Consider the following 14350-nt stretch of genomic DNA (forward strand, 5'->3'; position numbering starts at 1 on the left):
TTGTCCCTAGTCAGCAGTGTGATGTTGGTGGCACTGGCTTTTTTTCAGTGGCACCTCATCCACATCCTGACACCGTTTTTGATGCCTTTTCTTTGGTTGATGGCAGGAGGTTTTTTCCTTGTCACAATCGTGTTTTCCATCATTGCCGTTTTTAAGAGAAGGGAATGGAAAGCATTAATCCTCCAATCTTTGACTGTGATTTTTCTTTTCTTTTTCCCGTTTACCAAGGTCGTTCTGAATATGGACTATGAGAATAACCGTGCCGATCGGGAGACAGTGGTAAAGAAAGTGCAGGAAGGTGCCATTACACCCAACGTTCCATACAATGATTCGGTTATACACCTCCCGGAAGAATATGAAACGTTATCAAGGGGTGGCGGAGATATATTGGTAGAGAAGAGGAATGATGAAATGCTGGTTCTCTTTTTCACCTTTCGTGGCATACTGGACAGCTTCTCCGGATTTGTCTATTCTACTTCAGGGAATAAACCTTTGTCAGGTGACTTTGGGGGAGATTTTATTGAGCTTGAGAAGCTCGATAAACACTGGTATTACGTCAGTTCCGGATAAGCAGGGGACTTTCGGACCTTTCCGGACTTTTTCTGACTAAAGTCTTCTTTTTTCTATGTTTACTTAATAAATATAGGTAAAGGAGGCGTCGATTAATATGGATGTGGGACTCATCGTCATTTTTTTCATGGTATTCGTGGTAATCAGCCTATGGATCGTGCATTCCAAGCTCAACCGGATCACCGAGCATGTTCAGCAGCTGGATGAGGAGTATTTATCCGATGAGGAAATCGAGAAGGAATTAGAGGAAGAGTGGAATAATGAGAAATAACGATGAAGGCGTTTCTCCGTAGAGAGGCGCCTTCCGTTTTTATGAAAAGGCTCTTTTCGCATACTTTGTTGCTAAGGAAGCGAGTGGTGGTTGATTTCCACTGCAGGTGCTCGCTTTCCGCGGGGCGTGAGTTGAGCCTCCTCGGGCTTTGCCCTGTGGGGTCTCAACTTTCCCGCTATTCCCGTCGGAGTCGAGCACCTGCAGCGAGGATCAACTTTACGGGGATTAAGGACTAATCTACTAGCATACACTTCGAGAAAACACCTTTTCACAGTGTGGAGTGGCCAATTGTAGCTAATAGTAAGATGCAAATTCATTCATTATTCTCTACTCAGCTCTGTCACGGTATCTCTTCAAGATGGTGATGGGAACGGCGTAGACTCCTGCGGAAAAACGGGCGTGCCGAGACCCAGGAAGCGAAAGCTGAGGAGGCTTGGCCGTTCGTCCGCCGGAAAGCGAAGCCGTTCCCATCACCATCTATCGCACTCACACATAGACAGAGCCTTGGAGTTCCTATGTAAGTAAACAACAATTTTGAGAAAAGAACTACCAATCTTCTTAGGTGGTTGGTACTATTAACGTAATACATATAAAGGAGGGCGCAGAGGATGAAGCATAAGGACTTAACCATTGAAACACCACGGTTGGTGATCAGGCCCTTCGTGAATCAGGATTATGAAAACTGGTTGAGGGAACATCTGAACAGGCTCCCGTCACAGCATAAATATGATGTCGGCTATCAGGATATGAGTGAGTGCACGGAGTTCTGGTTCAGGGAGATGCTTGAGAAACATGACGAAATGATCGAGGGGGATCAGGTGTATATCCTCGGGATCTTCCTGAAAGAAAATGGCGCCAACATCGGTACGATCGATTTCTCGACGCTCATGAGGTACAACTTCAACTGGGGCAGGGCGGGCTACACGATACATAATCGTTATTGGAATCGTGGTTACGGGAAGGAAGCGATGAAGGCAGCCCTGCAGCTAGCATTCGTGAAATTGAATTTTCACCGCATCGAAGCCCATATCAATCTGGACAATACGCCTTCAATCCGACTTGCGGAAGCCGTGGGCATGGAGTATGAATGTACACGAAAAGGGTTCATTTATGAATTTGGAGAGTGGACGGATAATCTGGTGTATTATGTGAATGCGGGGGAATAGAAAAAGGCCGGAATCATCTTTGATTCCGGCCTTTCGATTATTGTTGTAATCCTTCGATCGTCATCTCTTTTACAGGGAGGAAGGCTTCTCCTGTATCCATATACGTGACGTTGACCTTATCATTTTCCTTCAAGTAGATGGCAAGTAAGCTGTTTTCGGAAGAAACGATATAATTTTTTCCGTTATCCAAGAGGAAGGACACGACGGTGTAGTCACCGGATTTTTCTTTGTAGACCCGGACGACTGTACCGTTTGCTTGTTTCTCCTCGGCTTTCGAGCTGCCGTCGACGCTTCCGCCTCCGCGCTGAAGAGCGGTTTTGTAAGCTTTCAATGCCTGATTCGGCGTGTTCGCATACGCTGAGATTTCCGGGTTGGCGGCTGAGACGATGAAGTAGTTCTGTAAGAAACCATTCGCGTCAAGCACCGGTGTCAGCCAGCTTGCTTCACCGTAGAAGTTATAGAGCACAGGCATTTCGCCGTCCCATTTCTTCTCGATGAATTTCTTCTGGATGATTTGCAGGGCGCCCTGTGAATCCATGTACGATTCTTCCAGATTTCCTGTGTAGAATGTCGCTTTACCCGTCCTTGAGTTCGTCAGGGAGTAGCCGAGCATGGAATCGACGCCTTCTTTTGGCGATGTGAAATCGGTGAAGTAGTACATGTCACCATTTTCGTCAAAAATAGGGCTCACGTTTGCTTCTGTTCCTTCATCAGATGGCAGTTTCACGTCCGATTTACCGAAGCGGCTGTTCCAGAAACCTTTCACATAGTTACCGAAATAGCTATTCTGAAGGCTGACCGTTTCAGGAGAAACCGCGCCGTCGATGAACGCCGGTACATCTTTGATGGCATAGGACTTCGTTTTACCTGTCTGAGGGTCGACCATGACGATTCCTTTTACATCGAAACCGTTACGGGCTGAGATGAAGTTTCCGTACGTTTGGATATAGAATGGTTTCCCGTCATCGTCGATTTCAAGCTGGACGTCCCCGTTAAAGATTTCCTTCGGATAGTTCAAGCGGATATGACGTTCCACTTTTTTATTGAAGTACGAAGAAGGTGTGTACACCATTTCTTCTTTGATGAATTTAGGGTTGGCGTTTGAATCCGTGGCACTCAGTTTGAAGTACCCGGGTGTCGAATCCCCTTTGAACCATTTGAAGAAACCGGAGAATTCTACAGGTGCGATGTAGACATACTCACCGTCCACCTTCTGGATCTGCAGGTTGCCGAGCTCATAATAGCTTGTATTCGGAACCTGGCCGAATGCTTTCTTCATTTTGTTACGGGCGAATTGAGGAGGGACGCTTGCAGGCGTTTCCTTTTCATCAAAAGCCTGGATCTCTGTTTTGACATCCATTTTCGCCGATTCGAATTTCTCATCGGCATTGAAGACGAACGCGGTCAGGAAGTAAGCACCGACAAAGATGCTCGCCAGGAACAGAATCCCTTTTACCATCCGCTCTTTCCCCGTGGCAAATGCGGCCCCGAATCCGGAGGCGATGATCAGGAGGATCCATATGCTCGTGAAGTTCTGATCGAGATTCGAAAGATAATAGAAGACGAATACTACAACAGTCGTGATGAGTAAGGTGGCTCCAAATAGTGCCGGGAAGGAAGGATATCCCTCTTTTTTATTTTGTTTTTTCATGACGGCCATCGGTACGAGCAATAAGGCCATGACCAATCCGACAATCAATGAAAATAGTAAGATGTTTCCCATAGTGTTCCCCTTTCAAGGTTGTGATTCTGTTTATAGTGTATATACGGATGAGGGGGCGGGGAGGTTTCAATTGTTTTTTACCGCATACCAAACCCACTCATCATCCGTTATAATAGGAAGAAGTAACCACTCAGGAGGAAAGTATGGATATATTTGATATAGCGAAGCTAGCCGGGGTGTCGCGGAAGACGGTGCAGCGGGTGTTGAATGATTCGCCCCAGGTACGGACCGAGACCCGGGAGCGGATCTTGAAGATCATGGAGGAGCATCAGTATCAGCCGAATGTTTCAGCACGGAGGCTGGTGAAGAAAAAGACCCATACGATCGGGCTGTTCATCATTCAGGACCCTGGGAAGGATCGGATCTATTCCGATGATCTTTTTTACAGCGTGGTGATCGGGGCGGTGATCAATGCCTGCTCTCTTCGGGGGTATAAGGTGCTCGTGACGATGGCGGAAGTGGATGATCCGTCTCCCGTGTTGAAGCTTTACAGGGAAAAAAGCATCGATGCAGGCATCATCATCAGCTGGAGTAATGTCCAGTCGATCGTCGATGAAATCCTTTCCGCCAACTTTTTGGTCGGGGTTTTCGATCAGAACAATGTGACCCGTCGTACTCCTTCCATCCCCATGCCTGTATTGGAAAATGAAGTGAGTGCCATGGAAGCGACCCGTCACCTCCTTCAGCTGGGGCATGAAGAAATCGGCATCATTACAGGTGACCAGGACAATCCTGCAGCGGTGGAGCGCCTTAATGGTTACCAAAAGGCGATGAAAGCAGCAGGGATCAGCGTGAAGCCGGAGTACATCTATACGGGCAGGTTCGTGGAAGAGTCGGGAAAAGATGCCATTCATCATTGGCTCCGGCAGGGGGAACTTCCTTCCGCCATCCTCTGTTCCAATGATCATATCGCCTTCGGGGCCCTCAAGGCATTGAAGGAAGCGGGACGGGATGTACCAGGGGACGTTTCACTCATCGGTTTTGATAATATTTTGCTGACAGAATACACATCGCCTGCACTTTCGACCATGAACGTTCCGAGAGTGGAGATGGCGGTTGCGTTAGTGGAGGAGCTGATACACAGGGTGGAAGGGGAGCCATATGAAACGATGAGTCCTTTTCAAGCTTCTTTGGTCAAGAGGAATTCCTGTTCAGAAAAACAAGCCTGATCCCCTTTGGGACGGGCTTGTTTTAGTGTATGAGAAATCATTATGGTAGAAAAATGTTGTCAAACGATCGTGGTGGTTTTATAGTTATATACAAATGTCCCACGTGAGACATAAATGAAAACAGGAGGAGTTCACATGTTAAAAAAAGCAGTCACTTCGTTTACCGCTGCATGTCTCATCATGACTCTGCCACCCGCGAATATAGGAAAAGCGGCCCCACAAAAAGACAAACCTTTTCACCTCAAAGATTCAACCTTAAAAGATAGAACGATAGAAGGCGACCTCGTGATCACACCGGCTGCCGGAAAGGACATTACCCTTGAAAACGTGACGGTACAAGGAAAGACGTTGATCAAGGGAGAGGCACCCGATACCGTGCAATTGACAGATTCCGAGTTGAAGAGTCTTTCAGTTGAAGGACCTGGTCATTTGTCGACGATCACGGTTTCCGGAGATTCGGTCGTTGAACAAACCTTCCTCGAAGGAAATGTGTTATTGGAAGAAAACGAAATTACGTCCGAAGGATTTCAAGACGTTACGGTCTCGGCTTCAAATGTAAAAACGAAAAATGCCGAATTGAAAGGTGAATTTGATACGATTGCCACGACAGGGAAAAAGGGAGAAGCTCAGGTGGAGCTTGACGGTATTGCCGAGCGGTTAGAATTGAACGCGCTTTCAAATGTCTCCCTTACGCCTGATGGGGTGGTGAAGGAACTCCTCGTATCAAAAGCAGGGGAGGGATCGGCCATCGATGGAGAAGGTTCCATCGAAAAAGCCACGCTGGATGGCGTCATCGTATGGAATGGAAAAGAAACAAGTGAAGCGACTTCTGTTGTCACGCCATGGACCCTTGTGTGGAATGATGAATTCAATAAGGATGAGATCGATCGCGACAAGTGGACGTTCGATATCGGAAACGGATATACCGATGCGAATGGTACCTTCATTTCAGGATGGGGGAATAATGAAAAGCAATACTACACGGACCGTCCTGAAAATGCGCGGACTGAAGACGGGAAGCTTCTGATTACGGCTAAAAAAGAAAACTATCAAGGATACGGCTATACGTCCTCCCGTTTGAAGACGAAGGGCCTGTTTTCCAAGACGTATGGAAAATTTGAGATGAAAGCCTCCCTTCCGGTTGGAAAGGGATATTGGCCGGCGTTCTGGATGCTTCCGGAAGATGACCGGTATGGCGGATGGGCTGCATCCGGTGAGATTGATATTTTAGAAGCCCAGGGCAGCAATCCGGGTGAAGCAATCGGGACGCTTCATTATGGGGAATCGTGGCCGAATAATAAATACACCGGTGATCACTATAGCTTTGAAGATGGATCGACGATTGCCGACGAGCATGTGTACTCCGTTGAATGGGAGCCGGGGGAAATCCGCTGGTATGTGGACGGAAAACTCCGCCAGACCCAGAACAATTGGTACAGCAAAGGGACCGGAAACGCTGCCAACTTCACGTACCCTGCGCCGTTTGATCAATCCTTCCATATGCTGTTGAATCTTGCGATAGGCGGGAATTTCGATGGTGAACCGACGGAAGAGACGATGTTCCCTCAATCCATGGATGTGGATTATGTACGTGTGTATGATTTGACGGGAAGACCGTATCAAACGCCGGAACTGCCGGAATTTGAACAAGCTCCACTGCCTGACGATGCGAAGCAGCCACTCGAAGACGGAAACCTCATGTACAATACCGGGTTTGATCAGGAATGGGAAGACGTTGACGGGATTCCGGGAGTGGAAAATACGGATTATTGGTATTTCTTGACCGTCCCTGATTTTGGAGGGAAGGCCAATGTAGCCCTTGATCAGATCGAGGGAAGAAATTTTGCCAAAGTGGATGTGGAAGAACCGGGAAGCCAGCCTTATTCCGTTCAGCTCATCCAGGACGTATCACTCGGAAAGGGCCGTTACTACCGGGTATCCTTCGATGCAAAATCGAGCGGATCACGGAAGGTCAATGTGAAAGTCGGCGGGGGTGAAAAGAGGGGATACAGTGCCTATTCAAACAGTGAATCTTTTTCACTGAAAGATGGGGTGGAATCCTATGAAATGGTGTTCCAGATGACCGAGGAAAATGATTTGGAAGCCCGTGTGGAATTTAATCTCGGATTGTCCAAGCTACCTGTGTGGCTCGGAAATATCCGGGTGGAAGAGATCCCGCCTGTCGAAGTGGATCCGGATGCTTCCAAACCTGAACTGCCGACGGGGAACCTTATTTATAATGGGACGTTCGACCAGGGATTCCCTGACCGCCTTCTTTATTGGCATCTGGCAGGTTCCGGGAAAACCTTGGGAGTGGATCCTGACGAGCGGGTATTCTCAGCAAAGCCTTCCAGCGAAACGGAAGAGGCCGGGCTGGTGCAAAAAGGCATCCAGCTTAAGGAATTGAATGAATATGAATTGATGTTTGACGGAGTGGCAGAAAGTGGTCGTGATATTCAGGTCGAGATGAGAAGCAAGGATGGGGAAAAGGTGTACGCAACGGAAACGATCCCTCTCACCGCTGATTGGGAGAAGCATGCCATGACGTTCACGATGCCGGATGTGACGGATATGGAGTCACAGCTGGTGATTGATCTGGGTGGCAGTACGGATGAAGCGAAGATCGATAACCTCTCGTTAAAGAAGAAAGCGGGACCTCCTGGTGCAAACGTCATCCAGAACGGATCGTTTGATTCCGATTTAGAATTCTGGGCAAATTACATCCATTACGATGCTTCTGCAGGTATTTCTTCTGAAGACGGACAGGCAAAAATCTCGATTGGAAACGAAGGAAACGAAATATGGGGTGTTCAGCTATTCCAGGAAGGACTGAAGCTTAAGCCGGGAGTGGAATACACCCTTTCCTTCGATGTGAGTTCGTCAGTCGACCGGACGATGGAAGTGACGATTGAAAATGCTGCGTATACGCGCTATTTATCAGAAGTCGCTCAGCTGGGTGGAGAGATGACGCATTATGAGTATACATTTACGCCACCGGTGGGCGAGGACACGAGTCTTAAATTCCTGATTGGGAAGAGTAGTGGGTCGCCGATTGGTGCTCATGATGTAGTGATTGATAATGTGGAATTGAAGTAGGAGTGGGGGCACGGCGTCTTGTTTTGGGGGCGCTGTGTTTTTTTGTGGATAAACTTGACTGAGCGCTCGGTCTGGACGGGGCGGGGCGGGTTTTGTCGGCAATGGAGAACGGTCAAGATCCACTCCCTTCACCTCCAAAAAAAGAAGCAGCCGGCTCGGCTGCTTCTTTCCCTTAGGACATCGCTTTTTCCGGCTTGATCGGATGCAATCGTCCGTCTTCATCCCGGAATACGATGTGCTCACGCCCGAATTTTGTCGGTGTATCGATCCCCGCAGCTGCAGCCATATTGTACAGGCCTTCACGAAGGGAGATGATGTAGTTGCAGACGCGAAATGATTTTTCTTCGACGATCAGTGCCCGCTGCAACTTCTTATCGGTGGTGGCAACCCCGACGGGACAGTTGTTCGTGTGGCATACTTGAGCCTGGATGCAGCCTACGGAGAACATCAGTCCCCTGGCGATGTTGACAAAGTCGGCACCGAGGGCGAGTGCAAAGGCAATCTTATCGGGTGTTAACAATTTTCCGGAAGCAAAGATCTTCACTTTGTCCCGTACGCCGTATTTCACAAGGGTGTCGTGAAGGAAGGGAAGGGCGGATTTGATTGGGACCCCTGCAGAAGCCGCCAGTTCCTGATACGATGCACCTGTCCCTCCTTCTCCACCGTCCACGGTGATGAAGTCGGGGTGTTTTCCGGAAGTGGCCATGTAGGAAGCGAGGCTTTCAATATCATTCGTGTTCCCGACGACCAGTTTGATCCCGACGGGTTTGCCGCCGACTTCCCTGAGCTGTTCGATGAAATCCAACATCTGTTCGTTGTTGCTGAACTCTTTGAAGCGGTTGGGGCTGTCGATGGATTTCCATGGCTCGACGTTACGGATGTTGGCAATCTCTTGTGTCACTTTTTTTCCGTCAACGTGACCGCCGCGCGTCTTTGCGCCCTGGGCAAGTTTCAATTCGAAGGCTTTCACCTCTTTGAGATCACTCTTTTTCTTGAATTCTTCCCATGAAAAATGGCCGTCCTTCGTTCTGACGCCAAATAAGCCCGGTCCGATCTGGCAGATGATGTCGACTCCGCCTTTCAGGTGATGCTTGGATAATCCGCCTTCACCGGTGTTCATCCATGACCCGGAAGCAAGGTTCAACCCGGTCGACAGAGCGGTGATGGCCTGCTCACCGAGGGAGCCGTAGCTCATGGCGGACTGACCGACGAGTCCTTTCACTGTAAAGGGATGCCTGCACGTATGTTCACCGATGACAGGGGCATCTTCGTCTTTCAGGAGAAAGGGATCTGCTTCAGTTTCTTCACGGTGTTCCCTGCGGCTGAGCAGATTATCTTTATCGATTTTGTAGATTTTGGTGTTTACTTTTTGTGAGTTGTCGATGCGGAGTTCGTCCCGTTGGACAGGAAAAAGGGTGTTTCGTATGTAGTAGCCTTCCTTTTCGAAGTCCCGCTCGGAACCAAAGCCGAGCATCCGGGATTTGTATTTACCCGCCATGACGGTATTCGTGTATTCAAGTCTCGAGAAGGGCTTTCCTTCGTTGTCATTATGAAAGAGGTATTGTCTCAGTTCAGGACCGATTTTCTCGAGGATGTACCTCATTTTTCCGAGAACCGGAAAGTTCCTCAACACCGCATGCTCCTTTTGTTTTTCATCGGTCATCCATAAATAAAGAATAAGGGCAGCAGGGATAAGCAGTGCGAGTACGATGATGATAAGGAGAATCCACTGAATAATGGATATGCTGTTCATTTTCATTCCTCCAATAGGGAAAAGGAGCCCTTTTACAGGCTCACTTCTTTGTTAAAATAGTCGTTTCATGGCCTTGCGTAACGGTGGCATCTCGGCTTCATGCTTCTTGAAGAATTTCTTCATGACATGCTTTGAATAACCGGCTGCCTGTTCGAAGTTGATCTTACCGGGTAGCGGTGGCTGATCTTCAATGACACAATCGATGATGACCGGCTTATTGGATTTCGCTGCCATTTCAAAGGCAGGCTGAAGATCCTCATGTTTGACGACACGATAGCCTTCCCCTCCACATGCTTTGGCGAACTGGGCGAAATCGATGTCCTGAAGATCCGTTTCATATTCCAGGTGGCCGATGGATTCCTGTTCATACTTGATCATGCCGATCTTGCGGTTGTTCATGATGACGACGATGATCGGCAGCTTGTATTTGACCGCCGTGACGAAATCCTGCATCACCATGGTGAACCCGCCGTCTCCGCATACGGCGATCGACTGGCGCTCAGGCTCTGCCAGGCCGCTTGCGATCGCCCCGGGGAGACCGCATCCCATGGTCGCCATCCAGCTGGAAATAATCATTTTCTGGTTGGTCATCTTGAAGTGTCTGGCGGTCCAGACGGTCACATTGCCGACATCGACGGACAGGACCGCATCGTCGTCTGCAATCTTCTGGAGGGCCGCAATGACTTGAGGAGCCTTCATGGGCATCGTCGCTTCAACTTCGTCTTTTTCAACATGTTTCCACCAGTTTTTCATATTGTTCTGGCATTCTTCCAAAAAGGATCGGTTCTCTTTGACGGGAAGCTGTTGATTCCATCGTTTCAACACAAGGTTCGAATCTCCGACGATCCCGACGCTAACGGGGTATCTCTTTCCGATTTGTGCCGGATTCGCATCGATCTGAACGGCGGGCGTATCATCGGGAAGGAAATCACGATACGGGAACGACGTACCGATCATGATGAGAAGATCACCTTCCTCCATGGCTTCATATGCAGGTTTCGTCCCGATTTGACCGAGCTGTCCGAGATTATGGGGATGCTTGTCAGGGAATATACCTTTAGCCGGAAGCGTAAAGATGACCGGAGCCGCGATTTTTTTGGCGAAAGCCTCAAGTTCACGGGCGGCATGCCTGGATCCCGTACCTGCAAGGATGACCGGACGCTGTGCTTTATGTACATATTCCATTCCGGTCTTCATATCTTGTTCAAGGGGAGCGGCGATGGTCGCAGCCGGGATACTGGACGTGTCTTTTATGGTGTTCTTGATTTTTTGCCCGGGGATGTCGTCGGGGATGATCAAAACGGATACCCCTTTTTTTGCATAAGCGGTCCTGATGGCCTGATTCATGAGATCGGGAAGTGATTCAGGTGATGATACCCGTTCACAGTAGACGGAAACGTCAGCAAACACCCGGTCCAGATGAACTTCCTGGAAGGAATCCATTCCAAGCTCTTCCGTCGCGACTTGTCCGGCCAAAACCAATACGGGTGCTCCGTCGGCCTTTGCGTCATACAAGCCATTTAACAGGTGAATGGCACCGGGTCCCCCAATGGATAAACATACCCCGATGTTTCCCGTGAGTTTCGCATATGACGAGGCGGCGAGTGCTCCGACTTCCTCATGTCTGACCTGGATGAACTCAATTTCCTCTTTTTCACTTCGCAGTACGTCGACAAAGTGATTGATGGAATCTCCTGGAAGACCGAATACATGCTTGATCTTCCATTGTTCCATGATGTCGGCAGCTGCCTGCCCTGCGAGTTTATGTCCCATAGTTGAACCTCCTTTTAGTGTATAGTGATTTTTTACCACTGATGGGGTTTTATTAAACGTGAGGGGAGAGGGTGGTTGCGGAAATTGTCTAGAGATGTAGAAAGGTCGATATCCTCCCGCGAGATCTTTCCGAACGCAAAAAAAAGCAACCGATCCACGATCAGTTGCTTTCTGCTAACACCACTTCCACTCCGAAATGATCCGATACGACAGGTTTATTACCATCGTTAAAGATGACCCGGGATGAAGTGACATCTATTTTTGTACTGGAGAGGATAAGATCGAGCCGTAAATCGACTGTATTCTCATCCCAACCGGCAATGTTTCCACGGACGGTGATGCCGCTGTCCCGTTCAAGGGCTTCCCCGAATGTATCTGTGAGTCCTTTGGAAAGGAGATAATCGTACCCTTCATCACGAACCAGGGCATTGTTATTGAAATCGCCCATAAGGAAGAAAGGGGATTCCGGGGTGACCTGTTCCATTAAGGAGTCTACCTGGTACTTGAATGGTTCTTCCTCGTCCGTCCACCAGCCGAGGTGGCAGGAGTAGAAGGTAAGGGGCTTACCATGATAAGAAATGGTGGCCCCAACGATTTTTCGGGTTTTCCAATAGGATTGATCATGGCTTTTCGAGATGAAGAAGCGATGTTCCTCCACGACGGGGTGCTTCATCAAAATGGCGACGCCTTCTTCGTAGACATCGTAGCCGATATGAGCGAAGTCCCAGACCAGTGTGTAATCTGTCACGCCTCGGTTCTCAAGTTCCCCAAGGAGGACAAGGGCGAAATTGTCTTTTTTGACCAAGCCATGGACGATTTCGCTTTCGATCAGCTGACTGACTTCCTGAAGGGCGATGACATCGTAGGATTTCTCCGCAATGTCATCGGCTAAAATCGAGATTTTCCCTAGCTGGTTGTCTTCCTGCCAGGAGTGACAATTAAGCGTCAGTAATTTCATGTCTTACGCTCCCAGCAGATCTTGAATGTCCGACTTGATGACGTCTGCTTTCGGACCGTATATGGCCTGGACGCCTTTATCTTTCAGGATGAGGCCGAGTGCCCCGTTTTTCTTCCATTCCTGTTCCGTGCCGACAAGGCTTGTGTCTTTTACCGTTACACGAAGACGGGTCATGCAGGCATCCACGTCTACGATGTTTTCTTTCCCGCCAAGCATGGCAACGACTTTCGGAGCGATGGAATCGGCACTGACCGACCCTCCGCCTGTTGAAGCTTCATCTTCAATATAGTTTCCATTACGACCCGGTGTCGGGAAGTTGAACTTCTTGATCAGGAAGTTGGCAACGGCAAAGTTCAGACCAAAGAATACGAGGCAGGCAATGACAAAGTTTACAAGATCTAACCACAGACCTGCTTTGATGATCATCGGTACACGGGTAAGAAGCTCGATGGATCCGAAAGAGTGAACGCGGATGTGAACGATATCCACAATCGCAAAAGCAAGTCCCGTCATGATCGCATACACAACATATAGAAGCGGGGCAGCGAACATGAACATGAATTCGATCGGCTCGGTAACACCTGTCAGGAATACAGCTAAACCAGCTGAGAAGAACATGGATTTATATTTTTTCTTCTTATCTTTATCCACATTGCGGTACATGGCATAAGCGATACCGATCAGGGCAGCTGTGGATAAAATCATTTGACCGACTTTGAAACGTGCCGGTGTCACATCGTTTAACAATTGTTTGTAGCTTGCCGTGTCTCCTGCAGCCAGGAAGTTGTTTAAGTCGGCGATCCAGGCAAGCCATAATGGATCTTGTCCCGCAACCGTCGATCCTGCGCTTGAACCTGTCAGGATTGTATATGTTCCGCCAAGTTCTGTGTAGTTGATCGGAACCGTCAGCATATGATGCAGACCGAATGGCAGTAACAGACGCTCCAATGCACCGAATACGAATGGAGCGATGATGGGCGCCGTATTACGTGATGTGGCGATCCATTGACCGAAGTCATTCAGTAACCCTTGAATGAACGGCCATACAATTGACATGATGACGGCGATAATGACAGAGCCGACGATCACGACGAATGGTACGAAACGTTTTCCATTAAAGAAGGAAAGGGCATCAGGCAATTTGCTGTAGTTGTAATACTTGTTGAAAAGATTCGCTCCAAGGAAACCGGAAATGATTCCGACGAATACCCCCATGTTAAGGGCAGGCGCACCAAGGACCGAAGTGAAATAATCTGAGACGACCAGCGTTTGGCCGAACAGGGAAGAGACCGTTGCTTCCGGATCAGAAAGCATATCCCCGCTCACTCCGAAGATCGCTCCTGTAATACGGTTGATCAGGATGAAGGCGATCAGGGCAGCGAAGGCTCCGCCTGCACGTTCTTTCGCCCAAGAGCCCCCGATGGCTACGGCGAAGAGGATGTGAAGATTCGTGATGACTCCCCAACCAATATCCTCCATTACTCTTGCAATCGTTTGCACTAATGTGATGTCTCCACCCATCATGGCAATCAACTTACCGAGGGAAATCATGATCCCTGCAGCTGGCATGACGGCCACGACTACAAGCAATGCTTTCCCGAACTTCTGCCAAAAATCAAATGACAATACATTCTTCATAAACCCGTTTCCTCCTTTGATATCAATCTATTGGACTATATTTCTTACATTGGATGACATGTGTGCGTTTACATTTCAGTTTAAAGTGAAATGCTTGTCGCTGTGTCTTCATGGTATGGTGCTATGTAAGTGAAAATAGATGCATAATAGATGCAACCGTTTGCACTAGCTAAACACATTTTATGATATCCCTTTCAAGAAAGCAATAACAAAATATTATTTTAGTAAAATAT

Annotated in this window: 10 protein-coding genes; 5 read left to right on the forward strand and 5 right to left on the reverse strand. The window is 48.5% G+C overall.

Translation table 11 applies throughout. The features are described from left to right. From P8596_RS03065 to P8596_RS03075, 3 genes are all read left to right on the forward strand, one after another. Positions 1-570 carry a hypothetical protein gene (locus tag P8596_RS03065; protein WP_279725819.1) on the forward strand — a complete coding sequence of 190 codons (570 nt, stop codon included), beginning with the start codon at positions 1-3 and terminating at the stop codon, positions 568-570. A gap of 97 nt (positions 571-667) precedes the next feature. After that, on the forward strand, positions 668-841 hold the full coding sequence (locus P8596_RS03070; protein ID WP_156030071.1) for a hypothetical protein: 174 nt from the start codon (positions 668-670) through the stop codon (positions 839-841). 608 nt (positions 842-1449) lie between these two features. Further along, positions 1450-2007: a GNAT family N-acetyltransferase gene (locus P8596_RS03075; RefSeq protein WP_254652973.1), complete on the forward strand. Its 558-nt coding sequence runs from the start codon at positions 1450-1452 to the stop codon at positions 2005-2007. 37 nt (positions 2008-2044) lie between these two features. Here the strand turns inward: P8596_RS03075 and P8596_RS03080 are convergent, their stop codons facing one another. Next, positions 2045-3730 carry a DUF3159 domain-containing protein gene (locus P8596_RS03080; RefSeq protein ID WP_279725820.1) on the reverse strand — a complete coding sequence of 562 codons (1686 nt, stop codon included), beginning with the start codon at positions 3728-3730 and terminating at the stop codon, positions 2045-2047. Positions 3731-3873: 143 nt separating this feature from the next. Between P8596_RS03080 and P8596_RS03085 the strand changes: the two genes are divergently transcribed. Both P8596_RS03085 and P8596_RS03090 read left to right on the forward strand, forming a co-directional pair. Continuing rightward, positions 3874-4899, forward strand: a complete 1026-nt coding sequence (locus P8596_RS03085; RefSeq protein WP_254652975.1) for a LacI family DNA-binding transcriptional regulator — start codon at positions 3874-3876, stop codon at positions 4897-4899. 135 nt (positions 4900-5034) lie between these two features. After that, positions 5035-7995: a carbohydrate binding domain-containing protein gene (locus P8596_RS03090; protein ID WP_279725821.1), complete on the forward strand. Its 2961-nt coding sequence runs from the start codon at positions 5035-5037 to the stop codon at positions 7993-7995. A 172-nt stretch (positions 7996-8167) separates the two neighbouring features. Here P8596_RS03090 and P8596_RS03095 read toward each other — a convergent pair whose 3' ends face one another. The 4 genes from P8596_RS03095 to P8596_RS03110 form a co-directional block, all read right to left on the reverse strand. Beyond that, positions 8168-9748: an FMN-binding glutamate synthase family protein gene (locus tag P8596_RS03095; RefSeq protein ID WP_279725822.1), complete on the reverse strand. Its 1581-nt coding sequence runs from the start codon at positions 9746-9748 to the stop codon at positions 8168-8170. 51 nt (positions 9749-9799) lie between these two features. After that, positions 9800-11521, reverse strand: a complete 1722-nt coding sequence (locus P8596_RS03100; protein WP_279725823.1) for a pyruvate oxidase — start codon at positions 11519-11521, stop codon at positions 9800-9802. 160 nt (positions 11522-11681) lie between these two features. Next, positions 11682-12479 (reverse strand): endonuclease/exonuclease/phosphatase family protein, encoded by a 798-nt coding sequence (locus tag P8596_RS03105; protein WP_279725824.1) that lies wholly within the window; start codon positions 12477-12479, stop codon positions 11682-11684. Positions 12480-12482: 3 nt separating this feature from the next. Next, positions 12483-14117 carry a PTS transporter subunit IIBC gene (locus tag P8596_RS03110; RefSeq protein ID WP_279725825.1) on the reverse strand — a complete coding sequence of 545 codons (1635 nt, stop codon included), beginning with the start codon at positions 14115-14117 and terminating at the stop codon, positions 12483-12485. Between the last annotated feature and the right edge of the window lie 233 nt (positions 14118-14350).

Source organism: Rossellomorea sp. DA94 (assembly GCF_029834455.1).
Taxonomy (GTDB): Bacteria; Bacillota; Bacilli; order Bacillales; family Bacillaceae_B; genus Rossellomorea; species Rossellomorea vietnamensis.